The following is a 23281-nucleotide window of genomic DNA, read 5'->3' as shown; positions in this document are numbered from 1 at the left end:
ACAGGCATGACAACAGGAATAGAACAATATCAGGAACTTATTGAGCAGCTAAAACCGGTTGTTAAAGAGCCAGCCTTCAATCAAATACTGTCTCAGGTTGCTGCCAACGTTCCTCGCCCCAAGCGTTTTCTGATAAAGATGGAATTAAAACGACAGGCTAAACCCTGTCAGCGACGCATTGATCTGCGCGGCTCGGTAGACGGCGAATGCCATCCCTACGAGCATGAGGGCATCACACACTATCTGGATGACATAGCGCAGGAAATGTTTGAACGCCAGGTACGCTGCTTTGGCGGCTATACCATTGGCGTTTATGAGGCTGTGTGCAATACCGAAAACAATTTTCGCGTCATGCACAGCAAGGATCAGCCAGACACCGACGTGCTCAGTACAGAAGGTGACAGCCCACAAAGTCTGCCTTTAGAAGTGCGTTATCTGGCACCTGTGGTGGATTTTTCCGGCGTGCGTCAGCGCCGGGAAGAGCGCATGAACTTTGTGGTGTCGGTAGAACTATTCACCGAGCTGAAAGAGTCCGTGCACGCAACCAGTATCGACATTTCTGTTAGTGGCCTTAAGGTAAAAGCCCCTAAACGTTATTTGTTCAAACCCGGCGAGCGCATTACCGTGCACTTTCGTGGGTTGGAGCTGGACTACGGTTTAAATCGGGGGGAAGGGGTACATTACCTGCTTACCGATATTGACCGCAGCCGTGAAGAGCAGCGTCTGTCCCTTAAGCGCTTATATGATCAAGAACAAAAGGCCTTCGATGAGTTTCTGGAAAAATTCATTCAAGGTAATAAGCGTCGCTACAAAGTGAATATGGATAACACCATTGATGCTATTGTCGCCAAGGGTTACGAACAATATTACATCCCCCACTTTACCTCTTTGCCGGTATACATCAGTCAACACGAGGACGACCTGCAGCCACAATACCTGCTGTTTAATGACTGCAACCGGGATATTTATCAGTATTGGCTGGATGAAGACAACAACTTACGCTTAGGCTATCTGTTTGGCCACCAACGCCTGCAAAAGCTGCGAGAGCTAGCCCCTGGGCAGCGCGAGATGACAGTTTTTGTGTTCTCTCACGTCACTCAAGGTCGCTGTTATTTTTATTCGGCCAGCAGCCATGAACTGGATGCCCAGCCTCAACTCAAAAGTGCTTTTCTGGCCTATGGCTCTCGAAAACTGAGCTGGCGGGTATTTAAATTACAGCTTACCGATATGCATCCTGAGCAATGCCATATTCCGCTGTCTCTGCCCGACACGGTGAGTGAAATGGTACGGCGGCAAAACCAGCCACCTTCACCACGTCTGCAATCCAAACTGAAAAGTCTTCGTTACATTGCCCTGGTAACCGATATCAGCAGTGAATGGGCAACGCAGGCTTATCAGAAACGCAAACTGCAAAAGGAGCTGTTAACCAAATTGCAGGTGTTTTGCCACCCACGAAACCGCCCTCCGGTGTCCATCGCTCCGTTCAGATTCAAGTATCAGGAGCTTAGGCGGGAAACACGCTTTTTACTGCGTACTCCGGTCAATCTGCTCAATGACGATCTGAAACTTACCGGCGTTACTGAGGACTTTTCTGCCGGTGGACTGCGTGTGGAACTGCAAAATCTGTTTCCTTTGGAAGTCGGCGCACAACTGGCAATCAGTTTGCCAAAGCTGCAAAAACTCACGCAAAAGCACCATCTTACCGAAATAGCTTATAAGGTGGTGCATGTCAGTGCGGACCGCAATATCGTGCATCTGATGCTGGGCGACAGTAGCCGTGAGATGCATGCTAAAGAGTTTTTTCAGGAGTTGATTAAGAATAACAGGCGTAGCCTTAAACCTGTGCATGAACAGCAGGATATGGCTGGGATTGGAGAATCGCTACGAAATATTTATGCCGCCAATCCTCTGAACATTGCAGTATTTATCCGCAAAGACGGTATTCAACTGCTACCCGACAGTATTGCGCATGTCCCCTCTGAACACAGCCTCAAGCCTTTACTGGCGTATCGAGGTGATGAGCAGAATCTGAATCTGTATGCCTTGTATGCGGCAAGAGTAGACAGTCGCAGCTTTATTGAGCAAACATTGAAAAACATGCGCACCCATAATGTGCCCGCTGCTTTTGAACTTTTTATCGCCTTTAATCCAACCTTAGGCAGTATTCAGCAAGCCATTCAGGTTAAGTTGGTAGAGCAGTTTAACAATGACGCTCAACGCAGAGAATTTATCAGCTTGGCCATGGGCAAAGGGCGTTTTTATGCTCTGAAACTATTCCTCACCAAAACCGGCAGACCGGATATTAGCCTGTTACATTCAGAGCTCAGTTACGTGGGTGGCTACGCCGTGCATAAAGCCAAGATGCTGGAAGAGCAGTTATGGAATGTGGCTGCCGTGGCAGACATGCTGGATGTCACGGCCGAGATCATGTATCGCTATGGCTTTAACCAGCATCATATCGACGCTAATGTGGGTAAGGTGGAAGATACAGACAACCAGGTACAAGGTAAAAACGAGAAGATGCTCAATAGCTCTTTAACAGACAGCCAATAAAAAAGGCGTAATCTTTTGAATTACGCCCCTTTCTGGAGTAGGAACCTTTGCCCTTTTTGGCTTTTACAACCCTGGTGGTAAAGAGTTTGCTGGTGACCAGCGCTTTTAGCGCGTTGTCGGTAATAGTGCCGCGCTCATGCTGATGCGGCGTATCAGTGCTTCTTTTCATACTCGCTCCGGTTATCTATCAGCTTTGATCTATACAGGCATTGTACCTGTGTCGGAACAATAGACAAACGACGCAGCCATTGGTTCCCTTGCCACGAATTGTCAATTCAGGCGAATAGTCGTCAGTCGCTATCCAATCTGTCACTGCCGGTTTTCAACCAGTGACTGACCTTAGGGAAATGATCATCCTGACAGGCGGCATGGGTAAGAATATTGATATGGTCATAGTCATGCAGATTGCCGTTTTGCTTTCCAAGCAAGGCCTGAGGGGCATCCGCCATGCCAAGTTCAGCCATAAAACGTCGCATATCTCTTACATGTCCAAGGGAATAATCTTTCTGCCCGGTGATAAACCAAGTAGCGGGGAGGCGCAACGTCTTCGCCGCGGCCTGATAATCGAAGCCATCAGTGGCATCAATCCAGCGACGCTGCCTGACCCATTTAGTCACATCCCGCCAATTAGCAAAAGTTTCATTGTCAGCACCTAAACCTAGCTTCTTCGCCGGTAAATAGCCGTGAAATCCTGCCACCAAAGGCGACACCAGGCCCCATACCAAATCAACCTTAAACCATCGTTCGGGATTATGTACTCTGATACTGCGCTTACTGCCAAAGAACACCTGACGCTCCACCTGATTAATGAGATGGGGATGACGCAGCAGGCAGGCCATCATTAATACGCCGCCCCAGGAGTGCGCTACCGTACTAAATTTGCCCTGATGTTGTTTCCCCACCCATTGCATGGCATGGGGTAAGTCTTCATTCAGATAATGCCACTGGGTATGTTCATCTCCACGCCCAATGGCAGGGCTGCTTTGTCCGCGTCCGCGCAGATCCAATACATAAACATTGAATCCCTGCCTGGCCAGGTAGCTGCCAAGCCCTCGGCCTTTGTCATTGTAAAAAATCCGACCGTTCTCAATAGAGCCATGCACCATTAACACAGCCGGACCCTGCGGGTGGTCGCTATGCTGAATATGGCGAATATGCAGCTTATGGTCGCCGCCATCCAGATATCTTGATTGATGTATCAGCTCACCGCTCATAATTGTCTACTTCAGTAAATGCAGCAGTTCGTCGAGCCCACCAAAGCGAATAGCCGCATCAGCCCTCTCCAGCACCACAGGTTTGGCTTTGTACGCCACCCCCAGGCCTGCGGCGGCCATCATCACCAGGTCATTGGCCCCATCACCCATGGCAACGGTTTGCTCTGGTGCAATGCCATATTGTTCAGCCAGTCCCTTTAGGGTTTGCGCTTTAACCTTGGCATCGACAATGTCCCCTTCTACCAGGCCGGTCAACTTGCCTTCTTCGATGCCGAGTTGATTAGATACCGCGGCATCTAAACCTAACCGCTCTTTTAAATAATCGGCAAAATAGGTAAAACCACCGGAGGCGATAGCAATCTTCCAACCGTGAGCCTTTAGTTCACGTACCAAACGCTCCAACCCCGGCATTAACGGCAAGCAATCTCTGACCTGGCGAAGAATCTGTTCATCGGCACCTTTTAAACAACCCACCCGCTGCGTCAGACTCTGGGCAAAATCCAGCTTGCCTTGCATGGCCAGTTCTGTCACTTCAGACACCGCAGGCCCCACTCCCGCCAACTGGGCAATTTCATCAATACATTCCATTTGAATAACGGTGCTGTCCATATCCATGACCAATAATCCGGGCACATCCAAACGCGGCTGAGCACGCAATAGATTCAGCTCTAACTGCTGGGCAACAGCCAGAGCCTGCAGCGTGCCTGGGGGTAGCCCTTGTGGGCACACCTTCACCTGCATGGTGACAGCCAGGCTTTCTTGGCCAATCTGATGAGTCTGACTAAAGCGGCCAATTTGCAGCCAGGGCTTAAGCCCATCCTGCACGGCGAGCAGCTTTTCCAATGTCAGCGCCTGGGCATTGACGATCATGGTCGCCACCTGCCAGTCCGCAGCGGCCTCGGGCTGCACCACATCCCCCATTGAACAGGCCATACCGCCTAGCTGGTCTGCAGTTAAGTTTGTACAAACACTGGCCGGTGCCAGATGAAAAAGCTGCAATTCTGGGATGGCAAACAACTTAGAAAGAAACGCACTGGACGTTAGCTGCTGGGGAGTCAGTTGTAATTCGGTCACTCTGCTACCTTGGCGGGACTGGCGAAATAAAGCTCAGGATTCTTGCAGGCTTGTTCGCACAATTCAATAGTTAAAAGCACCGCTGACGTTGTAGCATAATGCCTCAATCTGCAGGACGGAGGGTATATGCAGCAAAATCAGGTCTCAGCATTGGCAGGCATCAAGGTATTGGATCTCAGTCGCGTCCTGGCCGGTCCCTGGGCAACTCAGATGCTGGCAGACTTTGGTGCCGACGTTGTGAAGATTGAACCACCGCTCAAAGGCGATGATACCCGGGGCTGGGGACCGCCGTTCATTCAAAGTGAGCAAAGCAGTGATGCCGCTTACTTTCATACCGCGAACCGCAACAAGCAATCCGTAGCCATTGATTTTAGCAAAGCAGAAGGACAAGCGCTGATCCACCGCCTGGCTGCCGAGTCGGATGTGCTAGTGGAAAACTTCAAGGTGGGCGGTCTGGCTAAGTATGGTCTTGATTATGCCAGCCTGCAGGCACTTAATCCGCGCCTTATTTATTGCTCTATTACCGGTTTTGGCCAAAGCGGGCCGCTTGCCTCTCAACCCGGCTACGATTTTATGATCCAGGCCATGGGGGGCCTGATGAGTATTACCGGTGAGCCAAACGGCGCGCCTATGAAGGTAGGGGTGGCATTGGCTGACATTCTTACTGGTTTGTATGCCTGTAACGCTATCCAGGCGGCGTTGCTTTATCGTCATGCTACCGGCCTTGGTCAGCACATTGACCTGGCTTTGCTGGACGTGCAAATAGCCAGTTTGGCCAATCAAGCCATGAATTATCTGGTTAGCGGCGAGTCACCAACCAGACTAGGTAACGCCCACCCGAATATTGTCCCCTATCAAAGCTTTGCCACCGCCGATGGGCATATCATTTTGGCGATTGGAAATGACCAGCAGTTTGCCCGCTTTTGCACCCTACCCGGCTGCGAATCCTTGCTGCACCGTCCTGAGTTCAGTACCAATGCCCAACGCGTAAAATACCGTGACCAGCTAGTTCCCCTGCTAGCGCAAATTTTACTTACCCAACCCAGTGATTGGTGGCTAACACAGTTGGAAGCACAGTCTGTTCCCTGTGGCCCCATCAATACATTGGCAGGGGCTTTTGCTAATCCACAGGTACAGCATAGACAGATGCAACGCCAGTTCACAGGCAAGAATGGGCAAGCACAACCTTTTGTCGGCAATCCGATTCAATTTAGCCAATCGCCGGTGCAATACAACAGTCCGCCGCCAGCTCTGGGACAACACACTGAATTCGTGCTGCAGCAGCGCCTTGGATTATCTGAACAGGACATTGCCCATTTGGCAAAGCTTGGCGTGATAAACCCACAGACACAGGATTAACCAGCGGACTTGCATTTAAACGGCAATGCCCTATTGTAGCGGCTATGAACACCAAGCATCTTTTTCATATAGAGTGGGAGCTACCTAGCACTTACTCCATCTATAAACGTCTGGCTAACTTTGGTCTTGCGGTTATTGCTGCCATTATCGGTATCAACATCTGGCTTTCCAGTGTTGATCAGGACCAGCATATACTCGCAGCACAAGCCGATCTGTTGGGTAACAGTTTGGTTTCCCACAGCGCCAAGCTGGCCGCCACCTTGATGCAGGATGAAGACATAAGCGCGGTGCAGCGCACCTTGCAGCAACTGGTAGAGGACAATCACGTACTGAATGCCACCATGCATAATGAAAAAGGTGAGCTGATGTATGAAGCCGGTGAAGCTCTTGATCTGGTGTCACAGTTTAAAACCGACGTACAGCACCAACCTATGGTGTACGTTAAAGAGGTATTCGAAGGTAATCAGCTGATTGGTTACATTCGCCTGATCATGGACAGACAGGCTATTATGCAATACCAGACACAGGTGCAGGATCATCGCCGCCAGCAAACTTATGCCTTATTGCTGTTGGCCTTTGCTATTGGTGTGTTAGTCACCAGAGCCTTTTACAAGGTTCGCTATCGCAAACTCTCGGTAGATATTGAATCAAGCCGCACTGGACCCGAGTTTAAATAGCGCCCGGGTATTGCGGTCGGTGTGCGTTTCAATGGCCTTGCGATCAAGGTTCAGCAATTCTGCCAGACTATCCAGCACCCTTGCCAGATTCGCTGGGCTGTTACGTTGTCCCTGATACCCTAGCATCGGCATATCCGGGCTATCCGTCTCCAGCACTATGGCATCCAGCGGTAATTGGCGCACGGTTTCACGGGTTTTTGCTGCTCTTGGGTAAGTGATAGTGCCACCAATGCCAAGTTTGAAGCCCATATCCAGATAACGCTCAGCCTGTTGCAGACTGCCTGAAAAAGCGTGGACCACCCCGCCTTGTTTAAAGCCGCAGGCCTTAAGGCAATGCATTATACGGTGATGGGATTTTCGGTGGTGAACAATAACCGGCAAACGGTGCTGCTGCGCGAGTTCAAGCTGTGTACAAAACAGTGACTCCTGAAAGCGCCCATCCACCTCAATTGCCAGATCGATGCCAATCTCTCCAACTGCGACCACGTGTCCATGCTGTTCACTAAGCAGAGCCTCTAATAACGCCAAATGCTGAGGCTCATAGTCGCTCAGAAAGTAAGGGTGCAGCCCCAGGGCAAAATGCAAAGAAGGTAATGTCTGGCATAAGCGAATCAGACCAGGCCACTGACTTGCCTGCACACCAGGTAAAATAAAATCTGTTACGCCCTGGCGGGTAGCGAGCGCGATCTGCTGTTCACGATCCTGGTCAAATGCAGCGAAATCCAAGTGGCAGTGACTGTCGATCATACCCTGTCCTGAAGAGCCGGTGAAATCAGCCTTAAGCTTAAGGCATCAACCGTTCAATAGCCCAGCGCTGATCAGACTGCAGGCGATAAACAAACCTGTCGTGCAAACGATGTTCGCCGCCCTGCCAGAATTCAATCTCATGAGGTATCACCCGGTAACCGCCCCAGAAACTGGGTAGTGGCACTTCGCCCTTGGCAAACTTGTTTTTTACTTCAGCAAATTTACTCATTAATAGCTGACGGGTAGAAATAGGTCGGCTTTGCTCTGATGCCCAGGCTGCCAACTGACTTTCACGAGGACGGGACAAGAAATACTTACTGACTTCCAGGGTTGATAGGGGTTCAACCACGCCACAAACCTTAACCTGGCGCTCAATCAGATGCCAGGGGAAGTGCAGCGAAATACGGGGATTAGCCTTAAGCTCTGCGGCCTTGCGACTACCAAGGTTGGTGTAGAATACAAAGCCCTTGGGGCTGACATCTTTTAGCAGCACGATGCGCTGAGATGGCTGTCCATCCGCATTAACCGTCGCCACTGTCATGGCGGTCGGATCAGGCAGGCCCGTCGCAATGATGTCTTTCAACCAGTGCTCAAACTGTACAAAGGGGTCTTCACTCAGGTCTTTCCTGTCCAACCCGCCTCGGCTGTATTCACGGCGAATATCGGCTAATTTGTCCAGCATCTGCTTCCCCCATCTGACACAGGTTATACCGCGCCCCAGGAACAGGCCCACCGGGCGCGGGCCTTATTTAGCGACTATAAATTAGTCATTCTCTCCATAGCCTAGACTGCGCAGTGCTCTTTCATCATCTGCCCAGCCAGACTTGACCTTCACCCACAGTTCCAAAAACACTTTGTTATCAAACAAACGCTCCATATCCTGACGAGCTTCCTGGCCAATAGTTTTCAAACGTTGCCCGCCTTTACCTATCACCATGGCTTTTTGGCTGTCCCGCTCTACTAAAATCAAACCGTTGATCTGATAAATGCCGTTATCGGACAGCTTAAATTGCTCAATTTCCACGGTGACCGAGTAAGGCAGCTCGTCACCAGTGAAACGCATGAGTTTTTCGCGAATGATCTCAGCCGCCATAAAACGCGATGAGCGGTCTGTGACATATTCTTCCGGGAAATAAAAATCTGACTCGGGCAGGCTTTGGTGGACCAACTCACGCAGTCTGTCCAAGTTACTGCCTTGCTTGGCTGAAACAGGAATCACATGCTCAAACTTATGCTGATTACCTAGCCATTGCAGGTGGGGTAGCAGAGCGTCGCGATCTTTAATCTGGTCAATTTTATTAACCAGTAGCCAACATTCCAATCCGGATTCCTGGATTTTAGTCAGTACCATCTGATCATCTTCAGTCCAGCGTGTGCCTTCAACGACAAACAACACCAGGCCGACATCCGCCAAAGAACTGGAGGCTGCACGATTCATAAGACGGTTAATGGCACGCTTTTCTTCGCGATGTAGCCCCGGTGTATCCACATACACAGCCTGATAGTCCCCTTCGGTATCTATGCCCAGAATACGATGACGGGTGGTTTGCGGTTTACGTGAGGTAATACTGACCTTCTGCCCCAGCAATTTGTTGAGCAATGTAGACTTACCCACATTGGGGCGTCCAACAATGGCCACCATGCCACAATAGGTGTTATGTTCAGAGTGCATGGTTCAGCTTCTCCAGTACCAGCTTGGCGGCTTGTTGTTCGGCGCGGCGACGGCTGTTACCGCGGGCCCGAACAGGTTCAACTAATTCAACGATCCGGCATTCCACCTCAAAGGTCTGATCATGGGATTTGCCTTTTACATCCACAACTTCGTACTCGGGCAGTGGTTGTTTACGGCCCTGCAGGTATTCCTGCAGGCGGGTCTTATGATCTTTAGGGTGAACATTAGGATCCAGTTGTTCAATACGACTGGCGTACCAGGCCAGAATCAGGCTGTTAACGGTGTCCAGGCCTGCCTCAAGGAATATCGCACCGATAATGGCTTCCATGGCGTCCGACAGAATGGAATCACGACGATAACCACCGCTTTTTAATTCACCGGGCCCCAGTTTGAGTAGTTCACCTAGTTCAAACTCTCGCGCCAGTTCAGCCAGCGTATCGCCTTTAACCAGTGTTGCCCGCATACGGGTCAACTTACCTTCCGGTTGCTCCGGGAAACGCAGATACAAGGCTCTGGCAATAACCATACCCAACACCGAATCACCCAGATATTCCAGCCGCTCGTTATGTTGCTTAGCCGCGCTACGGTGTGTCAGTGCCAGTTCAAGCGCATTCACGTCCTTAAATTGATAACCCAGTTTCCTACTCAGGCTCTTATAAGGATCAAGCATCTAGTGAATACCGCCAATACGAGAGAAACGCACACCGGTTGGCACCCAACCAGGCACCCAACTGCTTGGCTCACGATCAAACTCAAAGCTTATCCAGATAGCCACAGCCTTACCGACCAGGTTCTCATCCGGTACGAATCCCCAATAACGGCTGTCACGACTGTTATCCCTGTTGTCACCTAACACCAAATACTGGCCTTCGGGAACCAGAAACTCATCAGCAGCAGTACCGGGTTGCTGGTAATACATCTGAGGATGAGGTGGCACGGCGGGGTTACGCAGAATCTCGTGACTTACCTCACCCAGTTTCTCCGTAAAGCGTTCCAGCGGCACCAGATCCTGGAAGAACTCACCGCGTTGTTCAAAGGTCAGTTCCACCGGCTTTAATTGAGGACACTCTGGCGTGGTCGTTACATCACAAGCGGGCTTAATAAACACCTGCTTATTTTTGTACACCACAGTATCACCGGGCAGTCCGACTACCCGCTTAATAAAGTCGATATTTGGGTCTTCGGGATATTTGAATACCACAATGTCACCGCGCTGTGGCTCGCCGACTTCAATAAACTTATTGCGTGCTACCGGGTCTTTCAAACCATAGGTAAATTTCTCCACCAGAATAAAGTCACCGACCAATAAGGTTGGCATCATCGACCCGGAAGGAATCTGAAAAGGCTCGTATAAAAATGAACGTAACACCAACACGAACGCAATGACCGGGAAGATCTGCTTAGCGGTATCCACCAGATACGGCTCCGGTGCTATCTTTTGCAGGGTTTCATCATCCAGGTTGGCACTGTTACTGGCCTTAGCCAAGGCCACCTTCTCTTTGCGCTTTGGCGCCCACAATAGTGCGTCAGCCAACCAAATCAAACCTGATGCCAGGGTGATAAACACCAATCCAATGGAGAAATAATTTGCCATTTACTTTCCTACTTTCAGTACGGCCAAGAAGGCGTCTTGCGGCAGTTCCACGTTGCCAACCTGCTTCATCCGTTTCTTACCTTCTTTCTGCTTCTGAAGCAGTTTCTTCTTACGACTCACGTCACCACCGTAACACTTGGCGATAACGTTTTTACGCAACTGTTTAACTGTGCTACGCGCAATAACATGGTTACCAATAGCCGCCTGAATAGCAATGTCAAACATCTGCCTTGGGATCAGCTCACGCAGCTTCTCTACCAATTCCCGTCCACGGTATTGAGAATTGTCACGGTGGGTAATCACTGCCAACGCATCGACACGCTCACCGTTAACCAGAATATCCAATCGCACCATGTCAGCCGTCTGGAAACGTTTAAAGTTATAATCCAAAGACGCAAAGCCGCGACTGGTTGACTTGAGTCGGTCAAAGAAATCCATCACCACTTCGGCCATAGGTAACTCATAGGTCACCGCCACTTGATTTCCGTGGTAGGTCATATTGGTTTGCATACCGCGCTTCTCGATACACAAGGTAATGACGTTACCCAGATAATCTTTGGGTACTAATATATTCGCTTCAACGATAGGCTCTCTAATCTCGGCAATATCGTTGACGGCAGGCAACTTGGACGGGTTATCAACCTGAACGGTCTGCCCTTTGGTGGTCAATACTTCATAGACTACGGTTGGGGCGGTTGTTATCAGATCCAGGTCATATTCGCGCTCCAGACGCTCCTGTACAATTTCCATGTGCAACATGCCAAGGAAACCGATCCGGAAACCAAAGCCCAGTGCGCTGGAGTTCTCTGGTTCAAAGAACAAAGACGCATCATTCAGGCTTAACTTGGACAGCGCATCACGAAAATCTTCGTAATCGTCAGAACTGATCGGGAACATACCGGCGTAAACCTGCGGCTTCACTTTCTTAAAGCCTGGTAATGCTTTATCCGCCGGCTGCTTCGCCAGCGTGATGGTGTCCCCCACTGGCGCGCCATGGATTTCTTTAATACCGGCAATCAGAAAACCTACTTCGCCGGTACGTAATACACCGGTGTCCGTGGCTTTAGGAGTGAAGATCCCAATCTTATCGACCTGGTGTACCTGGCCATTAGACATGATCTTAATCTTATCACCGGCTTTCAGCTCGCCATGCATCACGCGCACTAACGAGACAACGCCCTGATAGTTGTCAAACCAGGAATCAACAATCAATGCTTGTAATGGACCATCACTGTTACCAACCGGCGGCGGTACTTGCTTAACGATAACTTCCAGTACGTCCTCAATACCAACACCTGTCTTAGCTGAGCAGCGCACCGCACTCATGGCATCAATTCCAACAATATCTTCAATCTCAGCAGCGACACGATCCGGCTCGGCCTGAGGCAGGTCAATCTTGTTAAGTATTGGAACAACTTCCAGATCCATCTCAATTGCGGTGTAACAGTTGGCCAGAGTCTGAGCTTCTACGCCCTGACCGGCGTCAACCACCAGCAATGCCCCTTCACAGGCGGCCAGTGAACGAGACACTTCATAGGAAAAGTCGACGTGCCCAGGGGTGTCGATAAAGTTCAGCTGATAAGTTTCGCCGTCTTTGGCCTTATAGTTAAGGGTAACGCTCTGCGCTTTAATGGTGATCCCACGCTCACGCTCGAGATCCATCGAGTCGAGAACCTGAGCAGCCATTTCCCGGTCGGTCAGGCCGCCGCAATGCTGAATCAGGCGATCGGACAAGGTGGATTTACCGTGGTCTATGTGGGCAATGATACTGAAATTGCGGATATGCTTGAGCTGCATGGTAATGTCTGACATTCCTACTTAAGGCCAAAAAACTGAACTATTGCAATAAGGCGGCGATTTTACCGTTTTATTGCGCGCTTTGCGATCTTGTTGTGGTATGGGGTTGAACTAGTGAAAAGACGAGACTTAAAGTAGGGGAACCTGGCTACTGGCCGCTTACCTGAACCACATCCAGAGATTGGCCACGGTAGGGAAGCAATTCCAGTAAACGAGGTTGATACTGGGAACGTTTGGCACTTTGCAAATAGCGGCGAATTTGCCAAAAGCCTACCCCGGTAAACATACCTGCGAACAATGCGCTCCAGAGTTCATGCTCAAGGCCTACCTGAGGGAGCAATGCACTGCCCAAAGCAACACTAACGAGCAAAATCACTAAGGGTAGTAAATACATCAAGGCTGAGGCACCAAGCAAGTCTTCCTCAGGTATTCCCAGCTTTACCTGCTGACCAATTCTCGCAGGTTTGTCGCAGCGGAAAATCAATAACTGGCTCTTCGAAGATAGCCCTCTGGCTACCACACCAGTTCCGCAATCCTGATTGACACTGCAGCCCCCACAGGTGGTTTTTATTTGGGTTTCAACCCAGATATGATCCTGATCAACCGCCTTAATCACGCCAAGCTCTTCAATCACTGCGGTGCCTCAATATACTGAACTGAGTTAGCAATGGCATTCGCCGTTTGAGGTGGCAGTTTACCGACTACAGTGATTTCAAGTGGCCCTTTCTGTAAAGACAACAAGGTATTGGCCCCGTACTTCAACCAGCCATTCTCAGATGCCCCAGGTTCAACCGCCTGCAAATACAACGACACGTCAATCAAACCATCGCTGAGCATAATGTAATCCACCATCTTTCCGGTCAATGGCAGTCTGTGCATATCCCTGCGAACTTCGACCATGCCGGCAGGTAGCCAATTAACCTTCCAACGACCAGGTACAGGTTCGGCCTCATTCAACAACACAACATCAGGCATCTTCTCAGCTTCGATACGTGAGAAATACTCGTCCGGTTCAGGGGTAACATGCAAAGACGTCACCTGCACCTGCTCTAGCGGTTCGCCCTGAAGATTCATCATATCTAATTTGAGCAACAGCCCGGTATCTTGATCTAACCAAAGATTGTAGCCATAACGACTGCGGTCTTTACTGACAATACGAATTTGCTGGGCAGAGCGCCCTGCTACTCGACTACGTCCCACCACCACGAAGTCATAACTGTTATTTAGAAGTTCGGGCTGACGAAACAAGGTGACCGGCAAGGGACCGTTTATTGACGTGGAACGAATAGAATAAGCAGGAACGTTAGGTTCAAAATAGCTGACCAGGTCACCGATTCGCACAATCTCCCGACCGGGGCCATTTTGCAAACTCAAATGCTCAACTTCAACGCCATCCTCTATAGCATGACGCCATAGATAAGGCTCGAAACCGCCATTAGGTTGAACCAATACAAAGGAAATTTGATAATTGAGCTGTTTAAGCGCCGCAGCCATTTTATCCATCCAGGCTTGAGCGCTATCGTCAGGTTGGGCTACGACCGAAAAACAACTAAAAACTACGCACCACAACCATCGCCGCATATTACTTCTGCTGCGACTCTGGTTGGGATGTCTGCTGGTGTTCTTTACCTTGCTGAATAGCCTTCAAACGCATTTGTCTCTCATGGTCAGTCAGGTAAGCATTGATGCGACGTTTCTGCTCCAGCGCATCAGTTTGGGGCAAAGGGCGGGTCTGTTCCAAACTAACAGGGGACAGTCCACCTTGTTGCATGCCCGGAATAGCTAATGCAGGTGCAGAGCTAAACGGCTGTTCAGGCTTAGGCTGATTAAACTGCTGCACACCTAAAATCATGGCAACGGCTACAGACGCAGCTAAGGCAAACTGCCCGCCCTGGCGAACCAGAGGGATAACATGGCCGATGACAGGCAGGTCATGCAAACGCTTGCGTGGTGACAATATAGTGGGCTCGTTTTCCAACGCTGCGGATACTTTACTACTGATATCAAAGTTCAACTCGGGAGGCAGTTCTTTTCGCAAACCATCACGAATCAAGTGATAGCTACGCCATTTTTCGACCAGTTCCCCCTCTGCATGGGCATCAAGCTGCAGTTCTTCAAGAGACTGCTCACCGTCTACCATGGCTGAAAGGTTTTCTAGTTTTTGCTGCTTCATCAAACAAAGTTCCTGATTAACGTGGCACTCAACTTCAGTGTCAGCTATTTCTGTAACAGGGGTTGAATCACTTTATCGATAGCTTCCCGGGCTCTGAAAATTCGCGACCGCACAGTGCCAACGGGGCAATCCATTACGGTTGCAATCTCTTCATAGCTTAGCCCTTCTAATTCACGCAAGGTGATAGCCATACGCAAATCTTCAGGCAGCTTATCAACAGTGTCAAACAACAATTTTTCCATTTGCTCCGACATCAGCTTGCGCTCTGGAGACGCATTCTCTTTAAGCGCATCACTGCCGTCGTAAAAATCGGCTTCCTCTGCATCCACATCGTTAGCCGGTGGCTTCCTACCTTGAGCCACCAAATAATTCTTCGCGCTGTTTACCGCGATCCGATACAACCAAGTGTAAAAAGCACTTTCACCGCGAAAGCTAGGTAACGCTCTATAGGCCTTAATAAAGGCTTCCTGCGTCACATCGGCTATATCTCCGGTGTTCTTGACGTATCGGGACACCAAATGGGCCACTTTATGTTGGTACTTGATGACCAAGAAATTAAACGCGTTTTTGTCGCCCTGTTGTACTTTCTCAACCAATTGTTGATCTGTAAATTGCTCGCTCATCCGAGCCACATCCCCTATTGAACCGCTTTTCTGATGCCTTGGCTCTCGCAAGCACCTAAATAGACTGTCAGTCTGAAAAAAAGTTCGAAATTATTTCAAGCTTATGACAAGTTTTTTCAAAATATGCGCTAAATCACACTTTTCAAGCCCATCCTAAGCACCGGAAAACAGTCTGCTCCATACAGGAATTCATACCAAACCAATAAGATAGTATCATGCCCAAACGAAATAGAACCTGAACAGTTTACTCCATGCATCAAGCGGTTGAACATCAATGTGATCTTTTAATCATCGGCAGCGGCGCAGCAGGGCTCAGCCTGGCACTTAAAATGGCCCAGAAATGTCGCATCATTGTACTCAGTAAAAGCAGTATCGGTGAGGGTTCGACCATGTATGCCCAAGGTGGCATAGCAGCTGTTTTCGATGAAACCGACTCTATCGACTCACACGTGGAAGATACCATGATAGCCGGTGCCGGCCTATGTGATCGTGCTGCGGTAGAGTTTACGGCAGGTAATGCCAAGCAAGCCATGGAGTGGTTGATTAACTTTGGCGTGCCCTTTGATCAGGAAACCGACGCTCAAGGAGAGGCACGCTTCCATTTAACTCGTGAGGGTGGTCATAGCCATCGGCGAATTTTGCACGCGGCAGATGCAACAGGTAAAGCGGTGCAAACCACGCTGATTGATGCTGTGCGTAACCATCCCAACATTGAAGTGTTTGAGCGCTACAACGCGGTGGACCTGATTCGAAGTCGCCTAGCTCCCAATAAAGTGCTGGGAGCCTACACCTGGAATCGAAATCTAGAGCGCGTAGAAGTGGTAAGAAGCCGCTTTGTAGCACTTGCCACTGGCGGCGCCAGCAAGGTTTATCAATATACATCTAATCCTGATGTGTCTAGTGGTGATGGCATTGCCATGGCCTGGCGGGCGGGATGCCGGGTGGCGAATATGGAATTTAACCAGTTCCACCCCACTTGCTTGTACCATCCCCAGGCAAGAAACTTCCTGATCACCGAAGCCCTGCGCGGCGAAGGCGCTTATCTGACGCATGCCGATGGAACACGCTTTATGCATAAGTTTCATGAACTCGCTGAGCTTGCCCCCAGAGATGTAGTAGCAAGAGCCATAGATTACGAAATGAAACGCCTGGGTGCAGACTGTATGTATCTGGATATCAGACATAAGCCTGCAGACTTTATCATTAAGCATTTCCCCACGATCTATCGCAAGTGCCGCTCACTGGGAATAGATATTACTCGCGAGCCTATCCCCATCGTACCTGCTGCCCATTACAGCTGTGGAGGGGTAATGACAGATTTCGATGCCCGCACTGATTTAGATAATTTGTATGCCATCGGCGAAGTGGCTTACACAGGTCTGCATGGTGCTAACCGTATGGCCAGTAACTCCCTGCTTGAATGTGTTGTGTTTGCCAGAGCGGCTGCCACCCATATTATGCAAAGACTGGATCAGGCCGACGAAAAGGAAGATGTTTTACCTTGGGATGAAAGCAAGGTGAGTAACTCAGACGAAGAAGTGGTTATTCAGCATAACTGGCATGAGCTACGACTTTTTATGTGGGACTACGTGGGCATAGTACGCACTAACAAACGACTAGAACGAGCTTTAAGGCGCATTGAATTACTAAAACAGGAAGTTGATGAGTATTACAGTAATTTCCGGGTTAGTAACAACCTTTTGGAGCTGCGAAACTTGCTTACCGTATCCGAGTTGATTGTCAGATGTGCCATGCAAAGGAAAGAAAGCAGAGGGTTACATTACAACCTGGATTATCCAGATTTACAGGACACCCCACAGCCTTCGGTTTTGTTTCCTCAACGCTATCAAAAAAGATAGCGCTGAGGCCAGCTCTCTAGTTCAGTGGAGCCAATGGGTGGCTTTGATATTTACCGCTTAAGTGTAAATCTTTGCCATCCATTGAGCCCAAAGTAAAAGTGCCTGCATCCACATCGTTCTGCTGATGAAAGCTCACGTCGCAGGGCAAAAATACCGGCTTACGAAAACTCACGCCCAATTCAAATGCGCCGCCCAACACTGGTGCCAACGCGGTGATGCAGCGAGCCTTGCTCCACATGCCATGAATAATCTGGGATTTAAAACCAAAGAACCTTGCCGACCAGGGATATAAATGGATAGGGTTATAGTCCCCAGACACCTTGGCATATTGCCTACCAAGGTTGGCATCTAAATGCCAATGTTCGCCATCGGGCAAGTTTGCGGAGGTGGAGGGCAAATTACGCCTAGGTAAATCCCCCTGGCGAACCAGACTGACACTTCGTCCTTGCCAAACTAATTCAGTGCCAACCTGCACATCCGTTAATAAAGAGAATTGCCACCCCAAACGGTGACGCCTGAGTTTATCGAACCTGCAACTAATAGAGAGTTTTTCATGACGGCTAACCGGTCTAAACTGGCGAATATGGTTCTCCATATGCACCAATCCCATTACCTTGAAAGGAAACCCTTTATCCAGCAACAACCCAAGATGCAGCGGTAATGCAAGACAATGTAACCAGGCAGGATGAACATCGTCTCGATGCCAGGCTAACAGGTCATGGTATTCGTCCAGCTTTTCGGAGTCAGCGGTTAAGCCATCACAGCGCAATACCAATTGCGGCAGCTGTGGTGCTGGGGCCTGTTGGCCTGACTTCACCGCGGCACGCAGCAACATAGCCGGCACTTTAGGTAAAGATTCTGGGGTGAACTCTATGATATTCATCAACGACTCTCCGTACGCTATGAGATACCCTGACTGAGTATACGACACAAACGTCGATAATCAGCCTCAGACACAGCATCGCGAAATATACATAGGTATCGGTGCTGCTTACTATCCAATACATCCTGCAGACAAATAAAAAGTAACCAAGACGTTGCACGGCTGTCGGAGGTGATTTGCATAGGCACACTGTGGTTGTTTAACCACTGCCACTCCCCCTGCTCCGAAACATTAGCCACGCCCCACTCGGGACGCATTTGTACCTGTCGGTAGAATAACCCAAGCAGTACCAGACTAACCAATATCTGCCACACCGTCTGCCAAGGCAGCACATTAGGCTGCCACAACCATACAGATGCAATCAGCAGACAATAAAGCACCAACAATAAAACAATGCGTAAATTTGAACGGCTAATCTCTATTCTATACTTTGACACGGCTCACAATGGTCTCCACCATGGCCGCCAGCATAGGATCTTCACATTGCTGATGGCCCATTACCCAGGCAAACAAGTCAGGATCATCACAAGTCAGCAGACGCTCAAAGGTTTCCTTGTCGTCATCCGTCAAATCACTAAAGGCCTCATCGAAGAAAGGTTGGAACAACACATCCAACTCCAACATACCGCGCCGGCACGCCCAGCGGATACGGTTAACTCTTTGCATGGTAAACATCCTGCCCTCTCTAAGACAACTTGAGTAGGCCGCTATATTAACCCAATTCACTGACTTGATCTTGTTTCAGTTTAGCTTAATCCCCATGATCAGAGACCAGACAAACAAGGCAGGATCACTATGTCAGCGATGCCCCTCTCTTTACCTAATGCGGGTGTGTTTCCCGACACCTACCTGGTGGAGTTACCTCAGCTTAGCGAAATTCAAGTAAGCGGGGAGGAACGGCTTAAGTACTTACAAGGTCAGCTTACCAACGATCTGGGTAAGCAAACACCAGGCAAAGTAATGCGTGCCTGCCATTGTGATGCCAAAGGCAAGGCCTGGGCGATTTATCAAACTATTGCATTACCCGATTCGTTAATTTTACTGGGAGATAGCGAGGCAATTGAAAAGTCGCTACCAGAGTTAAAGAAGTACGCAGTCTTTTCTAAAGTAAATTGGCAAGCAAATGAACTACGCTGGTTTGGTGGTGCAGGCGACGTATTTGAGTCATCACTGCAAGCCATATCAAACCAATTGCCGCAGGCACATCTGGATTATACACAAACCGAGGGTTTGCTGGTTATACGCTATGATTTCCCATCAGTTCGTTATTTGGTAGGCGCAAATGAATCGAATGCAACACATTTAACAGACGCTATGCAAGGACATCATCATTCATCCACATTATGGCAAGCCTTGGATATTCAGGCTGGCTTACCCAGCCTTGCCAGTGCCACCAGCAATGAATATGTGCCACAAATGCTGAATATGCAGGCACTGGACGCTATCAGTTTTACCAAAGGCTGCTACATAGGCCAGGAAACCGTGGCGCGTACTCGTTATTTAGGAAAAAATAAGCGAGCGGCCTATATTCTGAGATGCTCTCATAGCATCCAATTGGAGGCCGGAGAGACATTGGAAGTCCAGTTAGAGGAAAACTGGCGTCGAGGAGGGACTGTGTTAAGCTGTGCCACCTTAAGCGAGGAAACCTGGTTGATGGCCGTGTTGCCCAATGACACACAGCAAGGTGCTCTGCTGCGCAGTAAAGCACACCCGGACGCCATCTTCGAGGTTCAGCCCCTACCCTATTCACTTGAAAATTAAGGCTATCTATCCATGCAAATTGCTCCAAATAAAGTCGTGACCATGCACTACACCGTCAGCACTAAAGAGGATGTTCAAATCGACTCCTCTCGCGATGGTAAGCCCATGAGTTTTCTGCACGGACAGCATTTTTTGATAAAAGGCCTGGAAGATGCCCTGGTAGGTAAAGTAGCAGGTGATAAGTTTGTCACAGAAGTCGCCCCGGCGGATGCGTACGGTGAGCGCCACGATGAACTGATCCAGTTGGTCCCCAAGAATATGTTCGATGGCATGGATGTGGAAGTTGGTATGCAGTTTCGCGCCACCACAGATGATGGTGAGCAGTCCGTGATGATTATTGATATTACTGATGATGAAGTTGTTGTAGATGGCAACCACCCATTGTCCGGCGTTACCCTGAAATTCGATGTGGAAGTCCTTGCTGTACGTGACGCCTCAGAACAGGAACTGGCCCATGGCCACGTGCATGGTGAAGGCGGCTGCGGCCACGACCATTAATACACAAATTTAACGCCCTAAGATTAGGGCAAAAGAAAAGCCGGGCGATGCCCGGCTTTTTTGTTTTATTCTGCGGCTTGCGGACGCATATGCGGGAACAGTATTACGTCTTTAATACTGGGGCTGTCGGTAAACAGCATCACCAAACGGTCAATACCGATTCCCTCGCCTGCCGTTGGTGGTAAACCATATTCCAATGCACGGATATAGTCATCATCATAGTGCATGGCTTCATCGTCACCGGCTTCTTTCTCTTCCACCTGCTTGCGGAAACGCGCTGCCTGATCTTCGGCATCATTCAGCTCAGAGAAACCGTTGGCCAGTTCACGGCCGCCAACAAAGAACTCAAAGCGGTCGGTAATGAATGGATTATTGTCATTACGACGCGCCAGCGGCGACACTTCCCAAGGATACTCGGTAATAAAGGTCGGTTGATCCAACTGCTCTTCTGCGGTGGCTTCAAAAATCTCGCACAGGTATTTACCGGCCCCCCAGATACCATCTACTTCCGGCTCTTTAATATGCAGCTTTTTCGCCATGGCCTTCATTGCTTCCAGGTTGTTTTCCGGATCGCGAATTGCCGCTTCATCGGCTTCGGGCCAATATTTAAGAATGGCATCACCCATGCTCAGACGGGTAAAGGGCTGGGCGAAATCATAACGTTTCTCCTGCAGCACATTACCATCGGTATCACGCACCGTATTGATCACTTCGGTGGTGCCCAGCACGTCCTGCGCCAGGGTGCGCAGCATATCTTCGGTCAGATCCATCAGGTCATGGTAATCCGCATAAGCCTGGTAGAACTCGATCATGGTGAATTCCGGATTGTGACGGGTCGACAAACCTTCGTTACGGAAATTACGGTTTATCTCGAACACACGCTCAAAACCGCCCACCACCAAGCGCTTCAGATAAAGCTCCGGAGCGATACGCAGATACATTTCGATATCCAACGCATTGTGGTGAGTTACAAAAGGTTTAGCCGATGCACCACCTGGAATAACCTGCAGCATGGGTGTTTCCACTTCCATAAAGTCCCTTTCGGTCAGGAATTTACGGATGCCGTTGATAATCTTGCTACGTACTTTGAAAGTATCACGGGTTTGCTGACTCATGATCAGGTCAACATAACGCTGGCGGTACTTGGTTTCCTGATCGGCCAAACCATGAAATTTCTCAGGCAACGGACGCAGTGATTTGGTCAGCAACTGATAATCGGCCATATCCACATACAAGTCACCTTTGCCGGATTTATGCAGCGCGCCTTTTACCCCGATGATGTCACCGATATCCAGCGTACCGTAGCGCTGTTTGATATCCTGCTGGGTTTCTTTGCTGGCATAAGCCTGGATACGGCCTTTCATATCCTGCAGGAGCAGGAAGGGGCCACGTTTAGCCAATATACGACCAGCAACACTAACCTGATGATTCAGGCTCTCCAGTTCTTCTTTGTCCTTGTCGCCAAAGGCATCCTCAAGATCCTGGCTATAATGTTCACGGCGGAATTCATTAGGATGGCCGTTAGCCGGACAATTGCTGCGAATCTCTGCCAGCTTGCTCCGGCGTTCCGCAATCAATTTGTTCTCGTCTTGTTGAATGTCTGTCATCTGCGTTGTTCCTGATTACTGATTGCGTTTACAGACCAGATTTAAGGCTGGCCTGGATAAATTTGTCTAAACCACCGTCCAGTACAGCCTGGGTATTGCGCGTTTCCACACCGGTACGAAGGTCTTTAATGCGAGAGTCATCCAACACATAGGAACGAATTTGACTCCCCCAGCCGATATCTGACTTACCGTCTTCCATGGCTTGTTTCTGCTCGTTCTGCTTCATCAGTTCCATTTCATACAGTTTGGCTTTTAACTGCTTAAAGGCCTGATCTTTATTCTTATGCTGAGAACGGTCATTTTGACACTGCACCACGATACCGCTGGGAATGTGGGTAATACGTACCGCAGAGTCGGTTCGGTTAACGTGCTGCCCACCGGCACCTGAGGCGCGATAAGTATCAATGCGCAAGTCGGCCGGATTCAATTCAATTTCAATATCGTCATCAATTTCCGGATACACGAAGGCGGAGGCGAAAGACGTGTGGCGGCGGTTGCCAGAGTCAAAGGGCGACTTTCGCACTAAACGGTGTACGCCAGTTTCTGTGCGTAGCCAACCAAAAGCGTACTCCCCCTGAAAACGAATAGTGGCACTTTTTATACCAGCCACTTCACCTTCAGACACTTCAATAAGTTCGGTCTTGAAGCCATGCTCTTCACCCCAACGCAGGTACATACGCAGCATGATGTTGGCCCAATCCTGCGCTTCTGTACCGCCGGAACCTGACTGAATATCCAGATAACAGTCGTTGGCATCATTAGGGCCAGAGAACATGCGGCGGAATTCAAGATCTTCTAACTTTGCGATCAGTTGCTCAAGCTCAGCCTGAGCTTCGTCAAAGGTTTCCTGGTCTTCGGCTTCTACCGCCAGTTCCAGCAGACCATCCACATCTTCGGCCCCGTTATCCAAAGCCAGAATGGTCTCGACGACTTTTTCCAGAGCAACCTTTTCTTTGCCTAAGGCTTGTGCCCGCTCGGGTTCATTCCAGACATCTGGACTTTCGAGCTCACGATTGACTTCTTCTAAGCGTTCTTGCTTGCTATCGAAGTCAAAGATACCCCCTGAGCGCGTTAGTGCGCTCCCGGACATCCGCCAAGGCGTTTTTTACCGGATTGATTTCAAACATAAATCAGCTAATAAATCTTGCTTACAAAGGAGCCGGATTTTAGCCGATTACGCAAGGGATTGA

24 protein-coding genes are annotated in these 23281 nt (G+C 49.5%); 6 read left to right on the top strand and 18 right to left on the bottom strand.

Going from position 1 to position 23281, the window contains the following annotated elements:
• The first annotated feature begins 6 nt into the window (after window positions 1-6).
• Window positions 7-2553 carry a PilZ domain-containing protein gene (locus tag J0A65_RS03505; protein WP_206592738.1) on the top strand — a complete coding sequence of 849 codons (2547 nt, stop codon included), beginning with the start codon at window positions 7-9 and terminating at the stop codon, window positions 2551-2553.
• Here J0A65_RS03505 and J0A65_RS03500 read toward each other — a convergent pair.
• From J0A65_RS03500 to serB, 3 genes are all read right to left on the bottom strand, one after another.
• Window positions 2525-2722, bottom strand: coding sequence for a ribosome alternative rescue factor ArfA (locus J0A65_RS03500; protein ID WP_206592737.1), 198 nt, complete (start codon window positions 2720-2722; stop codon window positions 2525-2527). The two genes, J0A65_RS03505 and J0A65_RS03500, sit on opposite strands and share 29 nt — an antisense overlap.
• 121 nt (window positions 2723-2843) lie before the next feature.
• Complete coding sequence (locus J0A65_RS03495) at window positions 2844-3767, bottom strand: alpha/beta fold hydrolase (RefSeq protein WP_206592736.1); 924 nt, start codon at window positions 3765-3767, stop codon at window positions 2844-2846.
• A 6-nt stretch (window positions 3768-3773) separates the two neighbouring features.
• Complete coding sequence (serB, locus tag J0A65_RS03490) at window positions 3774-4841, bottom strand: phosphoserine phosphatase SerB (RefSeq protein WP_206592735.1); 1068 nt, start codon at window positions 4839-4841, stop codon at window positions 3774-3776.
• 126 nt (window positions 4842-4967) lie between these two features.
• Here serB and J0A65_RS03485 point away from each other — a divergent pair, with 126 nt between their 5' ends.
• Window positions 4968-6200, top strand: a complete 1233-nt coding sequence (locus tag J0A65_RS03485) for a CaiB/BaiF CoA transferase family protein (RefSeq protein ID WP_206592734.1) — start codon at window positions 4968-4970, stop codon at window positions 6198-6200.
• 44 nt (window positions 6201-6244) lie between these two features.
• Window positions 6245-6877 (top strand): AhpA/YtjB family protein, encoded by a 633-nt coding sequence (locus J0A65_RS03480; RefSeq protein ID WP_206592733.1) that lies wholly within the window; start codon window positions 6245-6247, stop codon window positions 6875-6877.
• Here the strand turns inward: J0A65_RS03480 and J0A65_RS03475 are convergent.
• From J0A65_RS03475 to rpoE, 10 genes are all read right to left on the bottom strand, one after another.
• Window positions 6848-7624 (bottom strand): TatD family hydrolase, encoded by a 777-nt coding sequence (locus J0A65_RS03475; protein WP_206592732.1) that lies wholly within the window; start codon window positions 7622-7624, stop codon window positions 6848-6850. The genes J0A65_RS03480 and J0A65_RS03475 overlap by 30 nt on opposite strands.
• Window positions 7625-7661: 37 nt before the next feature.
• The gene (pdxH, locus tag J0A65_RS03470; protein WP_206592731.1) at window positions 7662-8306 is read right to left on the bottom strand and encodes a pyridoxamine 5'-phosphate oxidase; all 645 of its coding nucleotides are present in this window, start codon (window positions 8304-8306) and stop codon (window positions 7662-7664) included.
• Window positions 8307-8387: 81 nt separating this feature from the next.
• On the bottom strand, window positions 8388-9296 hold the full coding sequence (gene era, locus J0A65_RS03465) for a GTPase Era (RefSeq protein WP_232849712.1): 909 nt from the start codon (window positions 9294-9296) through the stop codon (window positions 8388-8390).
• Window positions 9286-9966: a ribonuclease III gene (gene rnc / locus J0A65_RS03460; RefSeq protein WP_206592730.1), complete on the bottom strand. Its 681-nt coding sequence runs from the start codon at window positions 9964-9966 to the stop codon at window positions 9286-9288. Before rnc ends, era begins: the two co-directional genes overlap by 11 nt.
• On the bottom strand, window positions 9967-10890 hold the full coding sequence (lepB, locus tag J0A65_RS03455) for a signal peptidase I (RefSeq protein WP_206592729.1): 924 nt from the start codon (window positions 10888-10890) through the stop codon (window positions 9967-9969).
• Window positions 10891-12687, bottom strand: a complete 1797-nt coding sequence (lepA, locus tag J0A65_RS03450; protein WP_206592918.1) for a translation elongation factor 4 — start codon at window positions 12685-12687, stop codon at window positions 10891-10893. It abuts the gene before it with no gap.
• A 148-nt stretch (window positions 12688-12835) separates the two neighbouring features.
• Window positions 12836-13321: a SoxR reducing system RseC family protein gene (locus tag J0A65_RS03445; protein WP_206592728.1), complete on the bottom strand. Its 486-nt coding sequence runs from the start codon at window positions 13319-13321 to the stop codon at window positions 12836-12838.
• On the bottom strand, window positions 13318-14268 hold the full coding sequence (locus J0A65_RS03440; protein ID WP_269814626.1) for a MucB/RseB C-terminal domain-containing protein: 951 nt from the start codon (window positions 14266-14268) through the stop codon (window positions 13318-13320). Before J0A65_RS03440 ends, J0A65_RS03445 begins: the two co-directional genes overlap by 4 nt.
• Before the next feature lies 1 nt (window position 14269).
• Window positions 14270-14860 carry a sigma-E factor negative regulatory protein gene (locus tag J0A65_RS03435; protein ID WP_206592726.1) on the bottom strand — a complete coding sequence of 197 codons (591 nt, stop codon included), beginning with the start codon at window positions 14858-14860 and terminating at the stop codon, window positions 14270-14272.
• 44 nt (window positions 14861-14904) lie between these two features.
• Complete coding sequence (gene rpoE / locus J0A65_RS03430; RefSeq protein ID WP_206592725.1) at window positions 14905-15483, bottom strand: RNA polymerase sigma factor RpoE; 579 nt, start codon at window positions 15481-15483, stop codon at window positions 14905-14907.
• A gap of 251 nt (window positions 15484-15734) precedes the next feature.
• On the opposite strand from rpoE, the gene nadB reads away from it, so the two are divergent.
• On the top strand, window positions 15735-17342 hold the full coding sequence (gene nadB / locus J0A65_RS03425) for an L-aspartate oxidase (RefSeq protein WP_206592724.1): 1608 nt from the start codon (window positions 15735-15737) through the stop codon (window positions 17340-17342).
• A gap of 16 nt (window positions 17343-17358) precedes the next feature.
• Here the strand turns inward: nadB and J0A65_RS03420 are convergent, their stop codons facing one another.
• Genes J0A65_RS03420 through J0A65_RS03410 form a run of 3 tightly spaced genes read right to left on the bottom strand, consistent with a single transcriptional unit; the run spans window position 17359 to window position 18900 of the window.
• Window positions 17359-18225, bottom strand: a complete 867-nt coding sequence (locus J0A65_RS03420) for a MaoC family dehydratase (RefSeq protein ID WP_206592723.1) — start codon at window positions 18223-18225, stop codon at window positions 17359-17361.
• 17 nt (window positions 18226-18242) lie between these two features.
• Complete coding sequence (locus J0A65_RS03415; RefSeq protein WP_206592722.1) at window positions 18243-18662, bottom strand: protein YgfX; 420 nt, start codon at window positions 18660-18662, stop codon at window positions 18243-18245.
• A complete protein-coding gene (locus J0A65_RS03410; protein ID WP_206592721.1) occupies window positions 18649-18900 on the bottom strand; it encodes an FAD assembly factor SdhE in 252 nt (83 codons plus the stop codon). Before J0A65_RS03410 ends, J0A65_RS03415 begins: the two co-directional genes overlap by 14 nt.
• A gap of 120 nt (window positions 18901-19020) precedes the next feature.
• Here J0A65_RS03410 and ygfZ point away from each other — a divergent pair, with 120 nt between their 5' ends.
• Together ygfZ and J0A65_RS03400 are read left to right on the top strand one after the other, a co-directional pair.
• Window positions 19021-19986 (top strand): tRNA-modifying protein YgfZ, encoded by a 966-nt coding sequence (gene ygfZ / locus J0A65_RS03405; RefSeq protein WP_206592720.1) that lies wholly within the window; start codon window positions 19021-19023, stop codon window positions 19984-19986.
• A 12-nt stretch (window positions 19987-19998) separates the two neighbouring features.
• Window positions 19999-20484, top strand: a complete 486-nt coding sequence (locus tag J0A65_RS03400; protein WP_206592719.1) for an FKBP-type peptidyl-prolyl cis-trans isomerase — start codon at window positions 19999-20001, stop codon at window positions 20482-20484.
• Between the two features lie 65 nt (window positions 20485-20549).
• Here the strand turns inward: J0A65_RS03400 and lysS are convergent, their stop codons facing one another.
• Together lysS and prfB are read right to left on the bottom strand one after the other, a co-directional pair.
• Window positions 20550-22091: a lysine--tRNA ligase gene (lysS, locus tag J0A65_RS03395; protein ID WP_206592718.1), complete on the bottom strand. Its 1542-nt coding sequence runs from the start codon at window positions 22089-22091 to the stop codon at window positions 20550-20552.
• 28 nt (window positions 22092-22119) lie between these two features.
• A protein-coding gene (gene prfB / locus J0A65_RS03390) for a peptide chain release factor 2 (protein WP_206592717.1) occupies window positions 22120-23218 on the bottom strand; the annotation gives its coding sequence in 2 pieces (ribosomal slippage) (window positions 22120-23142 and window positions 23144-23218; 1098 coding nt in all).
• Between the last annotated feature and the right edge of the window lie 63 nt (window positions 23219-23281).

This window comes from Bowmanella yangjiangensis (assembly GCF_017255015.1).
Taxonomy (GTDB): domain Bacteria; phylum Pseudomonadota; class Gammaproteobacteria; order Enterobacterales; family Alteromonadaceae; genus Bowmanella; species Bowmanella yangjiangensis.
This window is presented reverse-complemented; position numbering and strand designations above follow the sequence as displayed.